This is a genomic window from Kitasatospora sp. NPDC008050, from assembly GCF_042957465.1.
Classification (GTDB): domain Bacteria; phylum Actinomycetota; class Actinomycetes; order Streptomycetales; family Streptomycetaceae; genus Kitasatospora.
Map to the genome: position 1 here is coordinate 193,973 of NZ_JBIBIJ010000011.1, position 22,522 is coordinate 216,494.

Annotated in this window: 12 protein-coding genes; 11 read left to right on the plus strand and 1 reads right to left on the minus strand. The window is 74.3% G+C overall.

All coding sequences use genetic code 11. From position 1 onward, the window contains the following. Positions 1-185: 185 nt before the first annotated feature. The 11 genes from ACFZB9_RS22790 to ACFZB9_RS22840 all read left to right on the plus strand — a co-directional run bounded on the left by ACFZB9_RS22790 (position 186) and on the right by ACFZB9_RS22840 (position 21,582). A complete protein-coding gene (locus ACFZB9_RS22790) occupies positions 186-3,326 on the plus strand; it encodes an amino acid adenylation domain-containing protein (RefSeq protein WP_391449826.1) in 3,141 nt (1,046 codons plus the stop codon). Continuing rightward, positions 3,323-6,859, plus strand: a complete 3,537-nt coding sequence (locus ACFZB9_RS22795; RefSeq protein WP_391449827.1) for a condensation domain-containing protein — start codon at positions 3,323-3,325, stop codon at positions 6,857-6,859. Before ACFZB9_RS22790 ends, ACFZB9_RS22795 begins: the two co-directional genes overlap by 4 nt. Positions 6,860-6,866: 7 nt before the next feature. Then, the gene (locus ACFZB9_RS22800) at positions 6,867-12,413 is read left to right on the plus strand and encodes an SDR family NAD(P)-dependent oxidoreductase (RefSeq protein WP_391449829.1); all 5,547 of its coding nucleotides are present in this window, start codon (positions 6,867-6,869) and stop codon (positions 12,411-12,413) included. Position 12,414: 1 nt separating this feature from the next. After that, positions 12,415-14,727, plus strand: a complete 2,313-nt coding sequence (locus tag ACFZB9_RS22805) for a lantibiotic dehydratase (RefSeq protein ID WP_391449831.1) — start codon at positions 12,415-12,417, stop codon at positions 14,725-14,727. Further along, on the plus strand, positions 14,724-15,578 hold the full coding sequence (locus ACFZB9_RS22810; protein WP_391449833.1) for a hypothetical protein: 855 nt from the start codon (positions 14,724-14,726) through the stop codon (positions 15,576-15,578). The genes ACFZB9_RS22805 and ACFZB9_RS22810 overlap by 4 nt, the downstream gene beginning before the upstream one ends. A 1-nt stretch (position 15,579) precedes the next feature. After that, positions 15,580-16,557, plus strand: coding sequence for an ATP-binding cassette domain-containing protein (locus ACFZB9_RS22815; RefSeq protein ID WP_391449835.1), 978 nt, complete (start codon positions 15,580-15,582; stop codon positions 16,555-16,557). Then, the gene (locus tag ACFZB9_RS22820) at positions 16,554-17,321 is read left to right on the plus strand and encodes an ABC transporter permease (protein WP_391449837.1); all 768 of its coding nucleotides are present in this window, start codon (positions 16,554-16,556) and stop codon (positions 17,319-17,321) included. The genes ACFZB9_RS22815 and ACFZB9_RS22820 overlap by 4 nt, the downstream gene beginning before the upstream one ends. Then, entirely contained in the window at positions 17,318-18,124 is an 807-nt protein-coding gene (locus tag ACFZB9_RS22825) for an ABC transporter permease (RefSeq protein WP_391449839.1), read from the plus strand. Before ACFZB9_RS22820 ends, ACFZB9_RS22825 begins: the two co-directional genes overlap by 4 nt. Before the next feature lie 62 nt (positions 18,125-18,186). Next, complete coding sequence (locus tag ACFZB9_RS22830) at positions 18,187-19,368, plus strand: MupA/Atu3671 family FMN-dependent luciferase-like monooxygenase (protein WP_391449841.1); 1,182 nt, start codon at positions 18,187-18,189, stop codon at positions 19,366-19,368. Next, positions 19,365-20,504 carry a peptidogalycan biosysnthesis protein gene (locus ACFZB9_RS22835; RefSeq protein ID WP_391449842.1) on the plus strand — a complete coding sequence of 380 codons (1,140 nt, stop codon included), beginning with the start codon at positions 19,365-19,367 and terminating at the stop codon, positions 20,502-20,504. The genes ACFZB9_RS22830 and ACFZB9_RS22835 overlap by 4 nt, the downstream gene beginning before the upstream one ends. Positions 20,505-20,523: 19 nt before the next feature. Then, entirely contained in the window at positions 20,524-21,582 is a 1,059-nt protein-coding gene (locus ACFZB9_RS22840) for a MupA/Atu3671 family FMN-dependent luciferase-like monooxygenase (protein ID WP_391449844.1), read from the plus strand. A 26-nt stretch (positions 21,583-21,608) separates the two neighbouring features. On the opposite strand, the gene ACFZB9_RS22845 is transcribed toward ACFZB9_RS22840, so the two are convergent. Then, on the minus strand, positions 21,609-22,268 hold the full coding sequence (locus ACFZB9_RS22845; protein ID WP_391449846.1) for a response regulator transcription factor: 660 nt from the start codon (positions 22,266-22,268) through the stop codon (positions 21,609-21,611). Positions 22,269-22,522: the final 254 nt, after the last annotated feature.

The following is a 22,522-nucleotide window of genomic DNA, read 5'->3' on the forward strand; positions in this document are numbered from 1 at the left end:
CGCCGTGATCGGCGAGCCGGCCGGTGTGGGTACACATGGGCAACCCTGTTGACCCCCGGCGCTGCCCGTCCACCTCTGGAGGGCTCCCGCCCGCGCTTCCTAGGCTCGCCCAGCGATCAAGTCCCGGAGACGGTTGGGTGAAGGCGGTGGATGTGCTGGATTCGGTGGGCCGGACGACAGACGGCATGGGCTCAGCGGATGCCTCTGCCAAGGAGAACGCGCTGTGGCTGCTGCACGAGATCATGCGCGGCAGCGGGATCAACAACGTCCCGCTGGCGATTCAAGTACCCGGGCGGCTGCGGTGGTGGTCGCTCCAGCAGGCGGTGGACGCGCTGGTGACCCGTCACCAGGTGCTGCGCACGGTGTTCCACCCACGGGAGGCCGGTGACGGCGGACAGGGCGTGCTGCGCAGGGAGTACGTGCCGCCGCAGCAGGCGCAGGTTGCCGTGGAGGTCATCCGGTCGAGCCCGCAGAGCCTGGAGGACGACATCCGGGCCTTCGCGGCGATCCCGTTCGAGCTGGCGGGGCTGCCGTTGGTGCGCGCCGCCCACCTGCTGTGCGAGAGCGGCGACGTCTTCTGCTTCGTGGCCCACCACATCGTGTTCGACGGCCACTCGGCCAATCTGGTGGTCGCCGAGTTCGCCGAACTCTATGGCGCCCTGGCCGCCGAGGACGAGGTGCCCGCCGCGTTCACCGCCGAGGTGCCGGCGCTGGTGGAGAGCGCGCCGAGCGAGCGGAGCAGCGCCTACTGGCGCGAGCACCTCGCCGGGGTCGATCCGTCGGCCCTGGAACTGTGGTGCGGGGCGGCTGAGCCGGCTGAGCCGACCCTGGCCGGTGCGCGGGTGGTGCACGAGCTGTCCGCCGAGACCATGGCCGTGGTGAGCCGGCTGCGCAAGGAGCTGAGGGCCACCGAGAACAGCGTGCTGTTCGCGGCCTACTACCTGTTGCTCGCCCGGCACGGAGCCGGCCCCGACCTGGTGGTGGGCACGCCGGTGGACGTGCGCGGGCCCAAGGCACGCGACCGGGTCGGCTACCACGTCAACACGTTGGCCTGCCGGGTGCGGGTCGATCCCGAGCGCGGGTTCGGACACCTCGTCCAGGCGACCCAGGCCGCCTTCCTCGGCGGGGTGGAGCGGGCCGACGTGCCGGTGGACCTGATGCTGGCCGACCTGCCACGCCAGGACGCCGGCTGGCGCGGGCTGCTGTTCCGGCACGTGTTCAACTACCTGCCCGACGAGGACGACAGGCTCCTGACCGTCGGCGGTCAGCCCGCCACCACGCTCGACGTCGACCGCGGCTACAGCCGGTTCGACCTGGAGTTCTTCGTCTCCGCCTCCCCGCGCGGCGTGCGGATCAAGGCGAACTACAGCACCGAGATCCACGCCGAGGCCGACATCCGGCTGCTGCTGGAGCGCTACGAGCAGCTGATCCTGGCGGCCGGACGCGACCTCGACCGGGCGGTCGGCACGCTGCCGCTGCTCGGTGGCACCGACCGTGCCGTGCTGGAGCGGGCGAACCGCACCGAGCGACCGGCCGCGCCGGCGAGCGTCCTGCCGGCGATCGCCGCCCAGGCGGCCGAGCGGCCGGACGCGGTGGCGGTGGTGGACGGCGCCGAGGAGTTGACGTACCGCCGGCTGTGGCGCACGGCCGAGGCCACCCGCGCCTCGCTCGCCGCGGCCGGCGTGGCCGCGGGCGACGTGGTCGCGGTGGACGCCAGGCGTTCCGCCGCGCTGGCAGCGGCCGTGCTCGGCATCTGGCTGGCGGGCGCGTCCTACCTGCCGCTGGACCCCGGGCATCCGCGCGACCGGCTGGTCCACCAACTCGCCGACTCCGGCGCGGCGGTGCTGCTGGCGGCAGAGCCCTGGGAGTGGCTCGACGGCCTGTGCACGGTCCTGCCCTTCGCCCAGGCCCCGGCCGACGGGGAGCCCGGCGGCGTGGTGGCGGCCCCCGCCCCCGGCGAGCGCGCCTACCTGATCTACACCTCGGGCTCCACCGGCCGTCCCAAGGGGGTCGAGCTGAGCCACCGCAACCTGGCCAACGTGGTGGGGCACTTCGCCGAGTCCCTGGCGGTCGGCCCCCGTGACGCCGTGCTCTGGCTCACCACCTTCGCCTTCGACATCTCGGCCCTCGAACTCTTCCTGCCGCTGGTCCGCGGCGGCAAGGTGGTGGTCGCCCCGGACGAGGCCCGCACCGACGGCGGCGCGCTCTTCGACCTCGTCGAACGGCACGACGTCCGGGTCCTCCAGGCCACCCCCACCAGTTGGCGGCTGGTCGTGGAGGAGGCCGGCGAGCGCCTCGCCGGGCGCCAGGTGCTCTGCGGCGGCGAGGCCATGCCCGCGGCGCTGGCCGAGCGGCTGCTCGCCGCCGGTTGCGAGGTGCACAACGTCTACGGACCGACCGAGACCACGATCTGGTCCACCGCCGCGCGGTTGCGCGGGGGACCGCAGGGCCCGGTGGGCGTCGGAAGCCCGATCGCGAACACCAGGTGCTTCGTCGCCGACCCGGACGGCCGGGAGCTGCCGCTCGGTCTGCGGGGCGAACTCTGCATCGCCGGCGCGGGCGTGGGCCTCGGCTACCGCGACGAGCGGCTGACGGCCGACCGGTTCCGTGAGCACCCGCGGTTCGGGCGCTACTACCGCACCGGGGACCTGGCCCGCTGGCGGCACGACGGCACCCTGGAACTGCTGGGCCGTGCCGACCGCCAGGTCAAACTGCGGGGCAACCGGATCGAGCTCGGCGAGGTCGAGGCCGCCGTCGCCGGACAGCCCGGCGTCACCGCGGCCGCCGCGGTGGTGGTCGGCGATCCGTCCTCGGACGGGCGGCTGGTGCTCTTCGTGCACACCGCGCTCGGCGAGGAACTCGTCGCCCCGCTGTGGGACCGTGCGCGGGCCGTGCTGCCCGCCTCCTTCGTCCCCAACGACGTGGTGCCGGTGCAGAGCCTGCCGACCACCCCCAACGGCAAGACCGACTACCGGGCGCTGACCGAGGCGGCCCGACTGCGCCGCGCGCGGCGGGCACCGAACGCCCAGGCCGCGGCCGGCCCGCCGGACACGGCCGAACCGGGTGACGAGGAGCTGGTGGGCAGGCTGATCGGCCTGTGGCGCACCTTCCTCAAGCGGGACGACATCACCGCTGACAGCAACTTCTTCACCAACGGCGGCCATTCGCTGCTGGCCGCGCGCCTGGTGCGGCAGGTCGAGAAGGCGGCCGACACCAGGGTCAAGCTCGCCGACGTCTTCGGCTCGCCGACCCCCGCCCGGCTCGCCGCCCACCTCGCGGCCCGCGCCGCGGGCCCGACGGCCGCCGGCCGCAGGGGATCGGCGTGAGCGCCGGGACGCCCACCGGGGACTGGGTGGCCGACCAGTGGTGGGAACTGCTGGAACGGGCCCCCGGTGGCGAGGAGGAGGGGTACCTCACCCTCGGCGGCACCTCGTGGGCGGCGGTGCGGCTGCGGACGCTGGTGCGTGCGGCCCATGGCGTGGAGCTCCCGCTGACCCTGCTGCTGCGGGACAACGGCTCGCTGGCCGCGCTGCGCGCCCACCTGGCGTCCGCGGCGACCACGACCGCGGCGACCGTCGCCACCGCGGCGACCGCTGCCACCGCGGCGGACGACAGCGCACCGCGACCGGCGCGCCGTCGTTCGCGGCTCGCCCCCGCCCAGCGCCGGCTGTGGATGTTCAGCCGGCTGTACCCCGACTCTCCCGCCTACAACGTGGTGGCCGCCCTGCGGTTGCGCGGCGACCTGAACACGCCCGCCCTGCGGGCCGCGCTGGCCGACCTGACCGAGCGCCACGACGCACTGCGTGCCTCGGTGGTGGCGGACGAGCCCGTGCTGGTCTACGCCGACCGTGTCCGGCCCGCTCTGCGGGTGCGCACGGTGGACGGCCCGCTGGGGCGGGCCGAGGCCGACGGCTTCGTCCAGGCGATGGCCGAGTGTCCGATCCCGCTCTCCGCCGCCCCGATGTGGACGGCCGCGCTGCTGCACGCGCCCACCGCACAGGACGCGGTCCTGGTGCTGTCCGTGCACCACATGATCGCTGATCAGCACGCGATGGACCTGCTGCTGGCCGACCTGGCCGCCGCGTACGCCGCCCGGGTGGCCGGTGGCGCTCCGAGCTGGCCGGCCCCGGCACCGCGCTTCGCCGACCACGCCGAGGCGCAGGCGGACGCGGTGGCCGGCGCCCGCTGGGCGGCCGACCTGGCCCACTGGCGGGCCCGCCTGGCCGACGCACCGCGCGACTCCTCGCTGCCGCTGCTGGGGCCGGCCGCGGACCGGCCGTCCTTCGCCGGCCAGGCGCACCGGCGTCCACTGGGCTGGGCACGCAGCGAGCGGCTGGCGGACTTCGCCCGCGAGCACGCGGTCACCCCCGTGGTTCTCGTGCTCAGCTGCGTGGCCTTCGTGCTGGCCGCCTGGTCGGGACGGGCCGAGGTGGTGCTGGGCATGCCCGCCTCCCGGCGGCGTGAGTCGGGCGACGACGCCCTGGTCGGCTTCCTGGTCGAGAGCCTGCCCGTGCGGCTCGACCTGGCCGGGCAGGCGGACTTCGGGGCGCTGCTGCGGCACACCCGCGAGCGGCAGGTCGAGGCCCTGGAGCACGTCACGCCCACCTTCGACGCGATCATCGAAGCGCTGGGCGTGCCCACCCGCCCGACCGGCAACCCGCTCTTCCAGATCTGGGTGAACGACCTCACCGGCACCTCGCCCGCACCGGCGATGCCACAGCTGGACGTCGACCTGGTCGACTTCCCGGGCACTGCCGCCCTGTTCGACGTCAACGTCTACCTGCGACGGGACGACGCGGGCTACCGGCTCGACCTGATCCGCGCCATCGACCGGCTCCCGGCCGAGCTGGCCGAGGAGCTGGCCGACCAGTACGTGGCCGTGCTCGACCAGGTCCTGACGCGGCCTGACATCCCGTTGGCCGAGCTCAGCCTGGTCACCGGGCGGGGCCGGGCCGCCGGAGCCGACCTGACGCTGCCGCTGGCGGCCCCGGCACCGGGCACGCCAGGGCGCCGCCTGGTCCAGCAGGTCCTGGACGTGGCCGCCCGTCGTCCGCAGGCACCGGCGCTGCTGGCCGCCGACGGCACGGCGCTCGGCTACCGATGGCTGGCCGAGCAGGTGGATGCGCTGACGGAGCGTCTGAGGGCGGAGGGCGTCCGGCCGCAGAACGTGGTCGCGGTCGAAGCGGTGCGCGGGCCCTGGCTGCCGGTCGCGCTGCTCGCCGCCTGGCAGCTGGGCGCCGCCCCCGCCCTGCTCGACGCGGCGCTGCCCGAGCTGCGCCTGGCCGCCTGCCGTGAGGTCCTGCGCCCGGCGCGGATCCTGCGGCTGTCCGCCACGGCCCACCGCCCGCCAGAGCTGCTGGCCGGGGACGGTCGGCCTCGCACCCTGCCCGGTGCGAGCCACGTGCTCTTCACCTCCGGCACCTCGGGGCGGCCGGCCGCCGTGGTGGTACCGCGCGGCGTGCTGGAGAGCGCGCTCGCCCGCTACGACGAGGCGTACACCGTGCGCTCCGCGGACCGCACGGCGCTGCTCTCCGGCCTGGGCCACGACCCGGTTCTGCGTGACCTGTTCGTCCCGCTGCGCGCCGGCGGCACCGTGGTACTGCCGCCGGAGGGGGCCCTCACCCGCCCCGCCGAGCTGCTGGACCTGCTGCACGGCCGCGCGGTCAGCCTGCTGCACGCCACCCCGGCGCTGCTGGAGCTGCTCACCGCCGCGCACGCGGAGCGCCCGACCCTGCGGCTGGACACGCTGCGCCTGGTCGTCTCCGGCGGCGCGCCGCTGACCGGCGGTCAGGTCCGCCGGCTGGCGGCGCTCACCAGGGCGGCGGTGGTCAACGCCTATGGCGCCACCGAGACTCCGCAGATCGCCGCCGCTCACCTGGTCGCCGCCCGCTTCGCCCCGCTGCCCGCCGGGCTCGCGGACGAGGCGGTCCTGCCGGTGGGGTCCGGCGTGGCCGGTTCGCGTCTGGTGGTGGTCACCCCGGGCGGGGCCCCGGCCGGGATCGGCCAGCGCGGCGAGATCCTGGTCCGCGGCCGTCTGCTGGCCGCCGGCTACCTCGACGGCAGCGGGCCCGCGCGGCGGTTCGGGCCCGACCCGGGCGCCGAGCCCGGGGCGGGCGCCTACCGCACCGGAGACCTGGGCCGGCTCGACGCCTGCGGGCTGGTGCACGTGGACGGGCGCGCCGACCGGCAGGTCTCGGTGAACGGCTACCGGGTCGGCCCGGAGGAGGTCGAGAGCGCCGCCCGGCGCCACCCCGGCATCCTGCGGGCGGCCGCCGCGCCGACCACGGACGGCCGGCTGGCGCTGTGGGCGGTGCCCCGCGCCGGGGCCATGCTGACCGAAGCGGCGCTGCGCCGGCACCTGTCCGCCTGGCTGCCGCCGCTCGCCGTGCCGTCCGTGCTCACCCTGGCCACCGAGCTGGCGGTGGACGCCAACCACAAGGTGGTCGTCCCGGCCACCGCGCCACCCGCCGGCCCGGAGCCCCAGGCGCCCCCGGTGCCCGTGCCGTGCCGCACCGGGCACCGGGGGGCCGGTGGGGAGGTCCCCGCGCTGCTGGCCGAACGGTTGCGAGCCCTCACCGGCCGCGAGGTCGGCCCGGACGAGAACTTCTTCGACATCGGGTTGGACTCGGTCACCCTGCTGCGGCTGCACGAGTCGCTGCGGCGGGAGCTGCCGGTCCCGCTCACCGTCACCGACCTCTTCACACACCCGAGTTCACGGGCGCTCCTGCGCTTCCTGTCCGACCAGGGGACCGCAGACCAACGGGTGCCGCACCGTCCCACCGGTGCCACCGCCGCCGACCTGCACAACGCCGGGGACCGCCGCAGGGCGATCCGCCGACGCATCCACCACGAGGGGTGAACGTCCCATGAATGGTCAGCCTGAGCCGATCGCGATCATCGGTCTCGCCGGGCGGTTCCCCGGTGCCCGTGACACCGAGGCCTTCTGGCACAACCTGCGTGACGGCCGCGAGTCGGTGTGCTTCCCCTCCGACGAGGAGCTCACCGCGGCGGGAGTGCCCGCGCAGGCGCTGAGCGACCCCGACTACGTCAAGGCGGTCGCCGCCGCCCCGGGGATCGACGAGTTCGACGCCCGATTCTTCGACCTGTCCCCGCGCGACGCCACCTCCACCGACCCGCAGATCCGGATCTTCCTTCAGGCCGCGCACGCCGCGCTGGAGAACGCCGGGTACGACCCCGAGCGGATCGGCGACGTCGGCGTGTTCGGGTCGGTCGGCGTCAACCGCTATGTGGACCTGCTGGCCGGCTCCGACCACAGCACCGTGCGCAGCGCCTCCGGGATGTCGGTGGGCGTGCTCAACAACTCGGACTACGTGGCCACCCTGGTCTCCTACAAGTTCAACTTCCGCGGTCCCGCGATGACCGTCCAGACGGCCTGCTCCAGTTCCCTGCTGACGGTCCACCTGGCCGCGCAGGCGCTGCGCAACGGCGAGTGCGAGCTCGCCCTCGCCGGCGGCTCCGACGTCGAGTTCCCGCTCGGCCACGGCCACTGGTGGGCCCCCGGCAGCCCGATGACCCCGGACGGCCACTGCCGCCCGTTCGACAAGGACGCCAACGGCACCATCTTCGGCAGCGGCGCGGGCGTCGTGGTGCTCAAGCGGCTGAGCGACGCCCTGGCCGACGGCGACACCATCCGCGCGGTGGTGCGCGCCACCGCCGTCAACAACGATGGCTCGGGGAAGGTCGGGTTCAGCGCCCCGAGTGTCACCGGCCAGTGCGCGGTGGTCGCCGAGGCGCTGGAGATGGCGGGCGTCCACCCCGCCGAGATCTCCTACGTCGAGGCGCACGCCACCGGGACGCCGCTGGGCGACCCGATCGAGGTCACCGCCCTCACCCAGGCCTACCAGCGGCTCGCTGACGGTGACTTGGAGACCGGCGGCTGCGCGATCGGCTCGGTCAAGGGCAACGTGGGCCACCTCGGACACGCCTCCGGGGTGACCGCGCTGATCAAGGTCGTGCTCTCGCTGGAGAACGAGCAGCTCCCGCCGAGCATCAACTGCGCCGAGCCCAACCCGAAGCTGGGCCTGGAGAGTTCGCCGTTCCGGGTGAACACCGAGCTGACCCGGTGGCCGCGCACCCCCGGCGCCCCGCGGCTGGCCGGCGTGAGCTCGCTGGGCATCGGCGGCACCAACGTGCACGCCATCGTCGAGGAGGGCCCGGCCCCCGCACCCGCCGCGCAGGAGGAGCGCGAGCGTCTGGTGGTCTGGTCGGGCAAGGACCCGCGGGCCGAGCGGGAGTACCGCGCCCGGCTCGCCGGTCACTTCGAGCGGGCCTCGGCGGACGCCTTCGCCGACACCGTGGCCACCCTCCAGCACGGGCGGACGGCCCACCTGCACCGCGCCGCGCTGGTCGCCACCGGCACCGGCGACGCCGCGGCGGCCCTGGCCGAGGCCGACGCGTCCCGGGTGGTGACCGGCCGTGGCACAGCCGCCCCGCGCGAGGTCGCCTTCCTGTTGCCGGGCCAGGGCGCCCAGCACGCCGCGATGGCCCACGGGCTGTACGGGACCGAGCGCGCCTTCACCCGCGCGCTCGACGACTGCCTCGACCTGCTGGACGCCCACGATCCGCGGATCCGCGAGGCCTGGCGCGACGCCGCGACGGACGAGGAGCTGGGGGACACCACGCTCGCGCAGCCGCTGCTGTTCGCCGTCGACTACGCGCTCAGCCGGATGTGGCTGTCCTGGGGCGTGCGACCGGGCGTCCTGCTGGGCCACAGCATCGGCGAACTGGCGGCCGCCGCGGTCGCCGAGGTGTTCAGCCTGGCCGACGGCGTCGCCCTGGTGGCCGCCCGGGCCCGGGCGATGGGGCGGATGGAGCCCGGCGGCATGCTCGCCGTGTCGGCTCCGGCCGCCACCGTCGAGGGCCTGCTGCCCGCCGGTCTGGCCCTGGCCGCGGTCAACGGGCCGCAGCAGAGCGTGGTCGCCGGGCCGTCGACCGCGCTCGCGGACTTCGCCGCCGAGCTGCGGGCCGAGGGCCACTCCAGCGTCCCGGTGCGGACCTCGCACGCCTTTCACAGCCCGATGATGGCGGCCGCCGCTGAGGAGTTCGAGCGGGCCTTCGAGGGCGTCGGGCTGCGGGCCCCGCGGCTGCCGATCCGTTCCGCCGTCACCGGACGCCTCATCACCGAGGAGGAGGCCCTCACCCCCGCCTTCTGGGCGCGGCAGCTGGTCGACCCGGTCCGCTTCGGCCCCGCCCTGGACGCGCTGCTGGCGCAGGAGGACCACCTGCTCCTGGAGGTCGGCCCGGGCCGTACCCTGACCTCGCTCGTCACCCGGCACCCGGCGGCGGCCGGCGAACGGCACCTGGCGGTGGCGTCCCTGCCGCGCCGGCGCGGTGAGGGCGAGCGAGCGGACTGGCGCTCGGTCATGGGCGCGCTCGCCGTCCTGTGGACCGAGGGCCACCAGGTGGACTGGAACGCGGTGGGTCAGCACGAGCCCGTGCGGCGGGTCCCGCTGCCCGGCTACCCCTATCAGTCGGTCCGGCACTGGGTGGACGCTCCGGCGCTGCCGAGCGGCACCGCCGATGCCGCCGATACCTCCGACACCGCGGTTCAGGAGCTGCCTCCCGTGCCGGACCAGGGCGCGCAACCCGAGGCCGCCGGCTCCCCCTTCACCACCCTGTCGTGGGTGGACGTCCCGCGCACGGCGGGCCCGGGCGCACCGAGGTACACCCCGGCCCTGGCCCTGCTGCCCGCGGACCCCGAACGCGCCACCGAGCTGTCGGCGGCGCTCCAGCAGGCCGGGCTGCGGATCACCCGGGTCCAGCCCGGCGCCGCCTACGAGGAGAGCGGCACGGCGTTCCGGCTGCGCCGGGGCGCGGCGGAGGACGTCGAGCGGATGTTCCGCACGCTGGCCGGGCGCGGCGCCCTCCCACAGGTGCTGGTGCACGCCCGGGCACTGGGCCCGCTCGGCTGGGTGACCTCCGGTACCGTCCAGGAGCAGCTGGAGGACTCCTTCCACAGCCTGGTCACGCTCGTCCAGCAGGGGCTGCGGCACACCACCGGTCAGGGCATGCCCGCGCTGCTCGTGCTGACCGAGAACTCGGTCGACGTCTCCGGCGCCGAATCCGTCGACCCGGTCAGGGCGATGACGCACGGTCTGGTGCGCACCGTCGCGCTGGAGGACGAGCGGGTCGCCTGCAAGCTGGTGGACATCGGCGCGGGCGTCGCGGAGGAGGCCCTGGTGGCCGAGCTGAGCCAGTGGCAGACGCCCGGCGTCACCGCCCTGCGCGGCGACCGCCGCTGGCAGCGCACCGAGCAGGAGTACCACCCGGTGCCCGCCGCCCGCCCCGCACTGCGGCGCGGCGGCGTCTACCTGATCACCGGCGGGCTCGGCGGGCTCGGCATGGAGGTCGCCAAGGGGCTGGCCCGCACCGGGCTGCGGCCGCGGTTGGTGCTGCTGGGCCGCACCGGCCTGCCGGAGGGCGAGGAGCGACAGCGCCTGCTGGCCGCCGGCGACCCGCGCACCACCCGGCTGGCGGCGGATCTGGAGGAGCTGACCGCGGCCGGCGCCGAGTACCGGGTGTTCGCCTGCGACGTCACCGACACCCGCTCGCTGCGTCGGGTGGCGGACATCGCGGCGGCGCGCTTCGGCCCGGTCAGTGGCGTGCTGCACCTGGCCGGCGTCGCCGGTGACGGCATGCTGGCCTTCCGCGACGGCGAGCAGACCAGCGCCGTGCTGGCACCCAAGGTCCGCGGCACCCTGGCCCTGGCCGAACTGTTCGCCGACCGTCCGCAGCTCGACTTCTTCGTCTCCTTCTCCAGCCGGGCCTCCGTCATGGGCCTGACGGGCGGCGGCGACTACGCGGCAGCCAACTCCTTCCTGGACGCCTTCACCGGCAACGGGCTGCTGGGCGGCTGCCGCGTGCTGAGCGTCAACTGGCCGGCCTGGAACACGGTCGGCATGGCGGTGCCGGCGCTGGCCGCCCGCCAGGCCCGGCCGGCGGCCGGCCGGGTGTGGCGCACCGAGCTGACCCCGGCCGAGTGCCCCGCGCTCGACGAGCACCGGATCTCCGGCAAGGCCGTGCTGCCGGGCACCGGTCACCTGGACCTGATCGTCCGGGCCTTCCGCGCTGAGGTGCTCGGCGGCCGGCCGGCCCCGGTGCGCCTGGCCGACGTGGTCTTCCTGCGCCCCCTGGTAGTGGCGGACCGCTGCCGGCTGGAGGTCTCCTGGGAGCCCGAGGACGGTGTGGACGGCCAGTGGCGCTTCACCGTGGCCTCGATGACCGGCGAGGACGAGCAGCGGCAGGTCCACGTGCGCGGCATCGCCGCTGAGAGCACCGGGGCGGCGGAGCGGGTGGACCTGGCACGGCTGCGGGCCCGGCACACCCGGCGCCGCGCCAAGGCCTCCGGCGGTCGCAAGCCGCAGCGGCTCTTCTCACTCGGCCCGCGCTGGAACAACGTGGTCGCCATCGACAGTGTCCCCGGCGAACGGGCCGAGTACCTGGCCGAACTGGCGCTGCCGGAGGTCTTCGCCCAGGAGACCGCCGACCACGCCCTGCACCCCGCCCTGCTGGACTCGGCGACCTCGCACGCCCGCGACCCCGAGCGCGACAGCTTCCACCTTCCGTTCATGTACCGCTCCCTGACGCTGCATCAGGAATCCGTGCCGGCCCGCTTCCTGAGCCACATCCGGCGCCAGGACAGCGCGGACGGCCTGATCGTGGCCGACGTGACCCTGCTCGGCGAGGACGGCCGGGTGATCGCCGACATCGAGGGCTTCACGATGCGCCGGGTGGAGGACGCCGGTTTCCTCGACGCCGCTCCCGCTCCTGCCCCCGCAGCCGCTCCCGCTCCCGCCCCCGCGGCGGAGGCTGCACCGGCGGTGCCGCAGGACGGCGCGCCGGCCGTACAGTCCGGCATCGACCCCGAGACCGGGACCAGGCTGCTGCTGGAGCTGCTGGACTCCGTGACGCCGCGCCAGGTGGCCGTGGTCCCGTTCCGCGACGGTGTACCGCTCACGGTCGCCGCACCCCGTACCCCGGCGCCGCGCCCGGCGCCTCGGACACCTCAGGTGGCGCCCGTCGTGCCGGTTGTCGCGGCCCCGGCTCCGGCGCGGGCCCTCGTCGTGCCCCCGCCCGCCCCGCCCGCCCCGCCCGCCCCGCCCGCCCCGGCCGCCTCGGCCGCCCCGGCCCCGGCGCCCGCAGTGGCGAGCGCGCCGGCCGACGCCGACCCGGTGGAGGGGCGACTGCGCGAGCTGTGGAGGGAGTCCCTCGGTGTCGAGGCGATCAGCGCCGAGGACGACTTCTTCGACCTGGGCGGCAACTCGCTCACCGCGGTCGAGCTGATGTCCCAGATCCGCAAGCAGTACGCGCTGGACCTGAGCATCGCGGCGCTCTTCGACTACCCGACCCTGAGCAGCCTCGCGGCGGAGCTGCGCACCCGGGGAGCGCGCTGAGATGGCCGCAACCGATCCGGACCCCCTGTTGGAGCTGTCGGCGGGCTGGGGCATCTGGCGCCGGTCGGCCCTGCGTGGCGCGGGTATGCCCTTCGATTGGCTGAAGGCGCTCGGCGTCACCGAGCACGGCGGCCAGGCGGACGGCGGCCAGGCGGACGGCGGCGCCGGTCGCTTCCTGACCGAGGACCGCTTCCTGGAGGCCCTGGCCTGGCAGAACCCGGACGTCACGCGGAACTGGGTGGGACGGCACGCGGCCGCCCTGCGCGAAGGCCGCGAGCTGCACCGCGGCGGCAAGCGCGACGCGCTGTTGGCCCGCTACGCCCAGCGGTACTGCGCGAAGAACGACACCATCGGCTTCTTCGGCCCGGTCGCCTGGGCCCGCTTCGACGAGCGGGCCACCGGTCTGACCCAGCGCGGCAGCGGCGGCATCCGCAGCCGCAGCACCCACATCGAGACCTGGGCCCTGGAGGCGCTGGCCCAAGCCTGGAGCGAGGACGAGCGGTTGGCCCCGCAGCTGCCGGTACGGCTGCACCCGGCCGTCCACTTCGACGGCACGGCGATCCGCCGCCCCTGGCGTCCGCCGGAGCCGGCCGGCCCGCTGACGGCGGCGCTGCTGGCGGCCGTTGCCGCCCATCCGGTGGCCGGGGCGGCGCTCGCCGCCGCCGCCGATGCCAGCGGATGCCCACCGCACGAGGTCGCGGCGGAGTTCGGGCGGATGAGGCGCACCGGCGTGCTGGACGCCGGGTTCACCGTGCCGTTGGACGCGTTCCCCGAGCGGCGGCTGCGGGAGCAGCTCGACGCGATCCCCGACGCCGCGGTGCGCCGCGCCCCGCTGGAACAGCTCCAGGAGCTGACCCGGCGGCGGGCGGAGGTCGCGGCGGCCGCCGGTGACCCGGTCGGCACGCATGAGGCGATCGAGGAGTTCCACCGGTACCTGGGCGAGGCGGCCGGGCGCTCGGCCTCCCGGCAGAAGCGGCAGACCCTGTACGGGCGTTCCGCGATCTACCAGGACAGCCGCCGCGACCTCGACGTCACCATCGGCGGGGACCTGGTGGACGCGTTGCGCGCGCCGTTGGCGCTCCTGCTGGACAGCGCGCGCTGGCTGGCGGCCGAGGCGGCCCAGGCGGTCGGCGAGCAGGTGCGGGCCCGCTACCGGGTGCTGTGCCAACGTACGCCGGACGTCCGGCTGAGCGAGCTGTACCTGGGGGTGGCCGACGTGCTGGCCGGTGCGCCCGGCACGGTGATCGACGAGGTGTCGGAGGACTTCCGGCTGCGCTGGGCGGAGCTGCTGGCCACGGCCCGGCCGTCGGCCGGTTCCCCGGGCCCGGGCCTGGCGGGCCCCGGCCCGGCGGACCGCGGCGAGGTGCGGATCGACACGGCCGAGGCGGGGCCGCTGGCGGCCGCGCTCTTCCCACCGCGCCGCCCGGCCTGGTCCGGCGCCCGCTACCACAGCCCGGACCTGATGCTGGCCCGCGGCGGATCCGGCGAGCACGGCCGATGGGTCCTGGGGGAGCTGCACGTGGCCCTGAACACCCTGGAGAGCCGGGTCTTCCACACCCAGGCCGACGACCCGCGGGAGCTGAGCAGGGCCGTCGCGGCGGACATGGCCGAGGGGCGGGTCATCGCCCTGCAGCCGAACGACTCGCCGGAGGTGACGCCGCGCACCTACCCGCCACTGGCGGTGCACGTGCCGGGCGCCTATGCGTACTGGTCGTTCGGCCGCGATGCCGGCGCCCCGGCCGGAGCCCGCTCCTGGCCCGCGACCGCGCTGCGGGTGCGCGAGCAGGACGGCGACCTGGTGGTCGAGCCGCCGGACGGCTCCTGGTCCGCCTCGGTGACCGAGGCGCTCGGCGAGTTCCTGACCGCCCTGGTGGTGAACCGGTTCCAGATCCGCCCCAAGGACGCCCACGGACCCCGGGTACTGCTGGACGACCTGGTGATCTGCCGGGAGAGCTGGCGGGTGCCCGTGGCGCGGCTCGTCGGCCTGCGCGGGGCCGGGCAGTTGGCCGCCGAACTGCGGGCTCGCGGCGTACCCCGGCACGTCTTCGCCCGCACCCCTGCCGAACTCAAGCCGTTCTACGTGGACCTGGACGCCCCGCTGCTGGTGCGCAACCTGCAACGGGCCCTGCGGCTGGCCGCGGCCCTGCCGCAGGAGGACGTCTGCCTCGACCTGGGGGAGATGCTGCCCGGCCCGGACGACCTGTGGATCCCGGACGCGTACGACGGCCTGTGCACGGCGGAGTTCCGTCTGGTCGCGGTGGACGCGACCAAGCCCCGACCCGTGGTGATGACTGTGGAAGGAGAAGCACGATGACCGACACGGTCGGCTGGCGCATACTCAGGGCCGGTGCCCTCACCGACGAGGCGGGTGCGCCGGGATCCGTCCTCGCGGTGGACTTCGGCCAGAGCCGGTCGGACGCGGGGTTCCCTGAACTGATGGCGCATCTGGACACCCCCTGGACGGTTCTGGAGACCGTCTCCCTGGCGACCGGCCTGGCGGACCGCGACGCGCTGGTCCCCGACGTCTACCTCACCGGCTGGACCCGGGAGCTGGCCGGGCGGGCGGAGCCGGTCCGTGCCGTCTTCGGCTACTGCATGGGAAGTTCGCTGGCCCTGGCGCTGGCCCGCTGGCTGGCCGCCCGCCAGGAGCACGCCCCCGTGGTGATCCTCTTCGACCCCGAGCACCCGGCGGCCGAGACCCTGTGCGCCCAGTTCGACCTGGTGGTCGAGGGCCTGGCGGAGGAGCTCGGCGCCGCCGAGCTGGCGGGCGCCCGAGCCCGCGCCCGGCGGGTCACGGACGACTCCACCGACCCGGTCAGGACCGCGGCCGCCCTGGCGGAGCTCTACCACGAGCTGGCGGTGCTGGCCTTCACCCGGGCGGAGCTGGAGGAGGAAATGGCCGCCGAGGCGGCCGACCGCTTCGGGAACTTCCTGGCCTACCTGGTCGCCGCCCACCTGGCCGCCGAGGCGCCGTGGACCCCGGAGCACGTCGCCGTGCTGTCCGCGACCCCCGGGGGCGCCGCCCGGCACGCCGTCACCCGGCACTCCTTCGACGTCCCGCGCCAGGACCTGCTGCGCCGACCCGAAGTGGGCCGGATCCTGTCCGAGTTGCTGGGCGGGAACGCGGCGCAGGCCGCACCGCACCTGCCGTCCGGGAGGCGCTGAGATGACCGGCACGAACACCGTGGCCCTGGACGTGCGCGACCTGCGCCGCGAGTACGAGAGCCGTGGCTGGCGCGGCCCGCGCACCACGCGGGTCGCGCTGAACGAGGTGAACCTGCGGATCGATCAGGGGGAGGTGCACGGCCTGCTGGGACCCAACGGCGCCGGCAAGACCACCCTCGTCAAGATCCTGGCCACCACGCTGCTCCCGACCTCCGGTCAGGTCCGTGTCTACGGCCACGACGTGCTGACCGAGGCCGCCGAGGTGCGCCGCGAGATCAGCCTCGTCCTGGGCGGCGACCGCGGTCTCTACCAGGGCCTGAGTGCACGTCAGAACCTGTGCTACTGGGCGGCGTTGCAGGAGCTCGGCCGCGCCGAGGCCAAGCGGCAGATCGAAGAGGTGCTGGAGCGCTTCGGGCTGGCCGAGCGCGCCGACGTGAAGGTGGAGACCTTCTCCCGCGGCATGAAGCAGCGCCTGCACCTGGCCCGCGGGCTGGTCGGCCGGGCCCGCCTGATCGTCCTCGACGAGCCCACCATGGGCATGGACCCGGTCGCCGCTCGCGCCTTCCGGGACCTGGTGCGCGCCCTGCGGGACGAGGGCAGGTCGCTGCTGCTCGCGACCCACGACATGGCCGAAGCCGAGGAGTTGTGCGACCGGGTGACACTGATCAACGAGGGCCGGATCCTCACCACCGAGACCCCCGAGGCGCTCAGCCGGCTGATGTCGCGCCACGAGCACATCGACGTCGAGGAGGCGCCGCAGCCGCTGCTGAAGGAGATCGCCGACCTCGCCGGGGTCGCCTCGGTCGAGGAGCGTGGCGCGGGCTCGGTACGGATCCGGATGCGCGAGGAGTCCGCCGCCCGCACCGTGCTGTCCCTGCTGGTGGCGGCCGGGGTGACCCGGATCAGGACCGGGCGCCCGAGCCTCGACGACGTCTACGTCGAGATGCTCGGCGAGCGCGGGTTGAAGGTGTCGGCATGAGGGTCTTCGCAGCGGGCTTCCGCATCCAGCTGGCGATCTTCCGCAGCGCGATCGGGCGGGTCTCCATCGTCATCGCCCTGCCGTTCCACGTCCTCATCTTCCTGTCCATCACCCGCCACGGCGGGCGCGCCGACCTGGACCAGCAGGCCGCGCTGGCCCCCGCGTTGGCCGGGATGTGGACGATGTCGCTGATGCTGGCCGGCGACATCATCGACGCGGACCGCTGGAACGGAGTCCTGGACGTGGTGCTCGCCGCGCCCGCGGCCTTCTTCCACAACCTGCTGGGCCGCTGCGCCGCGGTCGGCGCGCTCGGGCTGCTCTGCTTCGGGGAGTCCTGGCTGTTCGCCGTGGTCTTCTTCGACGCCGACCTCTCCTTCGCCCACCCGTTCTGGTTCGTGGCCGGCCTGCTGGCCACCTGCCTGGCCACGGCGGCCACCGCCACCGTGATGGCCACCGTCTTCGTACTCGGCCGCACCGCGCTGGCCTTCAAGAACGCGCTCAACTACCCGGTCTACGTGCTGGGCGGGGTGTTCGTCCCGGTCGCCGTGCTGCCCGAGTGGTCGCGTCCGCTCTCGCGGCTGATCTTCCTGTCCTGGAGTTCGGACCTGCTGCGGGCGGCGACCGTGCCCGGGGCGATGAAGGACGCGGGGCTCCAGCTCGCCATGGTCCTGCTGCTCGGCGGGCTCACCCTGGCGGCCGGCGTCTGGTGCACCCACGCCGTGCTGACCCGGGTGCGACACACCGGAAGGGTGATGACGTCGTGAGTGAGGCTCTCGCAACGCGGGTGGAGATCACGCGCAACGCCGCCCGGCTCGGCTTCGCCGAATACCGGTCGCAGTACACGCTGCGGTCCTGGTTCTTCGGCTGGGGACTGCGCCTGATCTTCCAGGTGGTCTTCTTCGCCACCATCGGCACTGTGGTCGGCGACAGCCACACCGTGCGCTACCTCGCGGTCGGCAACATCCTGGCCGTCGGCACCATCGAGTCCACCTCCTCGGTGCTCTCGCTGGTCCGGGACCGCCGCAACGGGACCTTGGAGCTGCTGGTCTCCGCCCCCGGCGACGCCATCACCGCGCTGCTCAGCCGCAGCCTGAACAACCCGGTCAGCGGGTTCGCCAGCTCGATGGTCGTGCTGCTCTTCATCGTGCCGATCTTCGGCATCCACCTGCCGGGCGCCGCCGCCGTCGCGATCGCCCCGATCGTGCTGCTGTCCTGCTTCTCGGCCTACTGCTACGGCGCCTTCATCGGCGCCATCACCATGCGCTTCCCCAATGCCGGGTGGGGCGCGCTCAACGTCGCGTACCTGATCCTGATGGCCTTCACCGGCGTCAACGTGCCGCTGTCGTACTGGCCCGCGCCGGTCGCGGCCGTGGCGGACCTGCTGCCGGTGACCCATGGGCTGAGCGCGCTGCGCGGGCTGCTCGACGGCGCCCCGGCGGGCCGGGTCTGCGCGCAGCTCGCCGCGGAGGCCACCGTGGCCGCCGGGTGGCTCGCGGCGGCGGCGTTGCTGCTCTCCGTGCTGATCCGCCATGGCCGCAAAACCGGCGGGCTCGACGGCGTGCGCTGACCAGCCCGCCGCTTTCCGACCACCGACACCGGGCCGCTGTCGGCCCACACGGGGGAGACCCGATGGAATTCAGCCTCTTCTACTTCGCCGACGACGCCTCGGCGAACCACCCGCCCCGGTCCCCGAAGCACGCCGCCGCGGCCGCGGACCACGGCGTCCCGGACCACGGCGCCCCGAACCATGCCGCCCCGGATCACGGCGCCCCGAACCATGCCGCCGCGGACCACGGCGCCCCGGACCCGCGCGAGGTCGGCAAGTACCGGCTGCTGCTCGACGGAGCCAGGATCGCCGACCGCGAGGGCCTGTGCGCGATCTGGACCCCCGAACGTCACTTCAACCGCTTCGGCGGCCTCTACCCCAACCCCGCGCTCGCCGGCGCAGCCATCGCCTCGATCACCGAGCGAGTGCAGATCCGGGCCGGCAGCATCGTCGCCCCGCTGCACGACCCGATCCGGATCGTCGAGGACTGGTCGGTGGTGGACAACCTCTCCGGTGGCCGGGTGGGAATGTCCTTCGCCTCGGGCTGGCACGCCACCGACTTCGTCCTGCGCCCCGAGGCGTACGAGCACCGCCGTCGGCAGGTGACCGAGTCCGTCGAGGAGGTCCGCCGGCTCTGGTGCGGGGAGGCACTGGACGCAAAGGACGGCGGCGGCCGCCAGGTGGCGGTCAGCGCGTTCCCCGCTCCGGTGCAGAGCATGCCCAGGATGTGGCTCACCGCCGCGGGCAGCCCCGAGACCTTCCGCGCCGCGGGCGAGCTCAACGTCGGTCTGCTGACCTACCTACTCGGCCAGGAGCGTGAGGAACTGGCGGACAAGATCCGCGAGTACCGTGCGGCCGTCCGGCGGGCCAGTGGCAACTCCTGGTCGGGACACGTCGTGGCGATGGTGCCCACCTACCTGGACGCCACGCCCGAGCTGGCCCGCGAGCGGGTTTCCGGTGCCCTGCACGCCTACCTGACCAGCTCCTTCCGCCTGATCGCGGGCTCGCTGCGGCGCGGCGCGGCCAAGCTCGACCCCGCCACCCTCAGCCCGGCCGACGTGGACGCGATCGTCTCCCGCTCGCTCGACCACTACTACGACAACTACGCGCTCTTCGGTACGGTCGCGCAGGCCGTGGACGCCGCCGAACGGCTGGCGGGGATCGGCATCGACGAGATCGCCTGTCTGATCGACTTCGGGGTGGACCCGGAACACGCGCTCGCGGGCATCCCGCGGATCGCCGAGCTCGGCCGGGAGTTCGCGTGACGGCGCCCGGTCCGCCCGGTCCGCCCGGTCCGGTCTGGCCGACTGCTGGGCTGGAGAGCGCGGCGCCGTCCGACCTGGTGGTCGAAGAGCACGACGCGGTCGAGGAGTTCGAGGACGAGCCGCTCGACGGGCTGGCGATGCCTGGCGGCAGCCGGCACCACCTGGCCGAACTCGCCCGGCTCGAACTCGCCGAGCTGCTGCGCGGCACACAGGTGCGCTACCTGCTGGCGCGCGACGCGGACCGGCGCCCGGTGGGCCTGTTGCCCTGCTACCGCACCAGCGAGCCGCTGCCTGCGGCCATCGCGCCCGAACCCGTCGGCGGGGCGGCCGCCGAGCAGGCCCACCTGCTCGGCTCGCCGGGCGCCGTGGCCAACTACCTCGCCGTGGCGCCGGGCCTCGATCCGGCCGGGCGCCGGGCGCCGGGAAGGCTCCTGGTCGAGCATGCCCTGCGGGCAGCCCGGACGGAGCCGGCCGCCGTCACGCTGATGCCCTACCTCACCGACGCCCAACGGGAGTTGGTGCCGGCCGAACTGCGCCGGGGCGCACTGCTGCGGCAGGAGCCGGTCGCCCGGCTGGACATCGACTGGCCGGACTTCGACGCGTACGTCTCCTCGCTCGCCGGCAGCCGCCGGGCCGGCGTCCGCAAGGAGCGGCGCCGGTTCCTGGCGAGCGGCATCGCCGTCAGCGAGGAGGCCGTCCTGGACGTCTGCGAGGAAATAGCGCCCCTGGTCCATCAGGTGGAGCAGCGCTACGGGCGCTCCACAACCGCGGACCAGATCGAGTTCTACCTCACCGGCCTCGGCCTGGCCATGGCGGACAGCGGATTCGCCCTCGTCGCCCGCCGGGGCGCCGAACTACTGGGGGTCTGCGTGATCTGGGAACGCGAGGGCGACTGGGTGATCAGGTGCTGGGGCTGCGACTACGCCCTGACCGACCGCGAATCGCTCTACTACAACCTGGTCTTCTACGAGCCGATCGCCCGGGCGATCGAGCGAGGGATCCCGCGGATCCAGCTGGGACCCCACTCCATCGTCACCAAGCGCACCCGGGGTTGCGCGGTCGAGGAGCTGCACACCCTGCTGCTCGCACCGTCCGGACCGACCGCTCCGAACTCCCAGGCCCTGCCAACCTTCTGACCGACCACGGAGGAACCCGGTGGACTTCAGCCTCTTCTATTTCGCGGACGAATCCCAGCACGACAAGGACCGCTACCGGCTGCTCATGGAGGGCGCCCGGTTCGCCGACACCCATGGCTTCAGCGCGGTGTGGACCCCGGAGCGGCACTTCCACCCGTTCGGCGGGGGGTACCCGAATCCGGCCCTGACCAGCGCGGCCGTGGCCGCCGTCACCGAACGGGTGTCGGTGCGCGCGGGCAGCGTGGTGGCCCCGCTGCACTCGCCGGTCCGGATCGCCGAGGAGTGGGCGGTGGTCGACAACCTCTCGCGGGGCCGGGCGGGGGTGTCCTTCGCCTCGGGCTGGCACAGCGGTGACTTCGCCATCCGACCGGAGAACTTCGCCGACCGCAAGCAGGTCTCGGCCGACACCGTCGACGCGGTGCGGCGACTGTGGCGCGGTGAGGAGATCGAGTTGGCCGACGGCAGGGGCGAGCCCATCCGGGTGCGCATCTTCCCGGCGCCGGTGCAGGCCCGGATACCCGTCTGGCTGACCACCTCGGGCAGCGTCGAGACCTTCCGGGCGGCGGGCCGCGCGGGCCTTGGGATCCTCACCCACCTGCTCGGGCAGGACATCGACGAGCTTGCCGCGAGCATCGCGGAATACCGCCGCTGCTTCGCCGAGGCCCGCGCGGAGCACGGGCAGGCCGGCGAAGGCAACGTCGTGCTGATGCTCCACACCTTCCTGGGCGCCGACCGTGAGTCGGTGCGTGGCATCGTCCACCGGCCGTTCAGTGACTATCTGCGCAGCTCGGTCGGCCTGTCCAGCCGGGCCGGCGGGGCCAGCGCCGACGACGGCGGGGACGAACTCGACCCCGAGGACGTCGACTTCATGGTGGAGCAGGCCTTCAACCGCTACTTCGAGACCAGCGGCCTGTTCGGCACGGTGGACGACGCACTGGCCGTGGTGCGGCGGCTCGACCTGATCGGGATCGATGAGACCGCCTGCCTGATCGACTTCGTGGGAGACACGGACGCCGTCCTGGGCGCTCTGCCGTACCTCGATGAACTGCGCCGAGCCTGGGCGAGCGAGGTGCGGTAGCCGACCGGATGTCGCTGGACAGGGCCCTAAATGTAGCCCTCACGCATGGCGTAGGCCACCGCGTGGGCCCTGTTGTGCAGTTGGAACCGGTTCATCAGGTTGTGCAGGACGTTCTTGACCGTGCGTTCGGAGTAGGCGAGCCTGACCGCGATCTCCTGGGTGTCCTTGCCCTCGGCCAGCAGGCGCACGACGTCGACCTCCCGCGGTGCCATCCCCGCCGTCGGGGCGACTCCCGCAGGCCCCTCCTGGCTGCTCTGCAACCGCCCCACCTGAGTGAGCAGCCGGCCCAGCAGGTCGGCGGGAAGATAGCCCTCCCCCCGCCCGGCGGCGAGGATCGCCCGCAGCAGCCGGTTCCCGGTGGCCTCCCGGCGCCACAGGATCGCGCTGACCCCGCAGGTGACCAGCTCCATCAGCTCGGCCTCCCGGATCTGATCCACGACCAGGACCACCCGGGAGTTCCCGGCACGGGCCAACTTGCGCACCCGCAGGGGCAGCGACGCGTCGACGGCGTCGGCGAGAAGCAGCGCGACCTGCCCGTTCTCCTGGTGGGTTTCGTCGAGGCGCAACAGCTCCGGGTACTCGCGGAGCTGGGTGGTCACCCCGGTCTGCGAGATCGGGTCCGAGGCGTGGATCGCGACAGACACCGGGAGCGTGGCCGCATCAATGGTCTCGACAGTCCGCAGCACAGTCAATGCACTCCTTGGTAGTATCCGACTCCAGAAAACAGGGCCGACAGGGTGGGAGATTCGCGCATGTCCGCCGAGCAGCCGCTCGCCCAGGGATCACGATGACCGGCATCGCATCTCCCGGATTCACCCTTGCCGACTGTGATCAACAGGCGCTCAACACGACTCGGGTGGGTGGGGGGCGTCCTACCGAGGGGCCGGGTGGCGCGCGCAGCTCTCGGTGAGGGGTGACGGCGCGCCGGCCACCTCGCGGG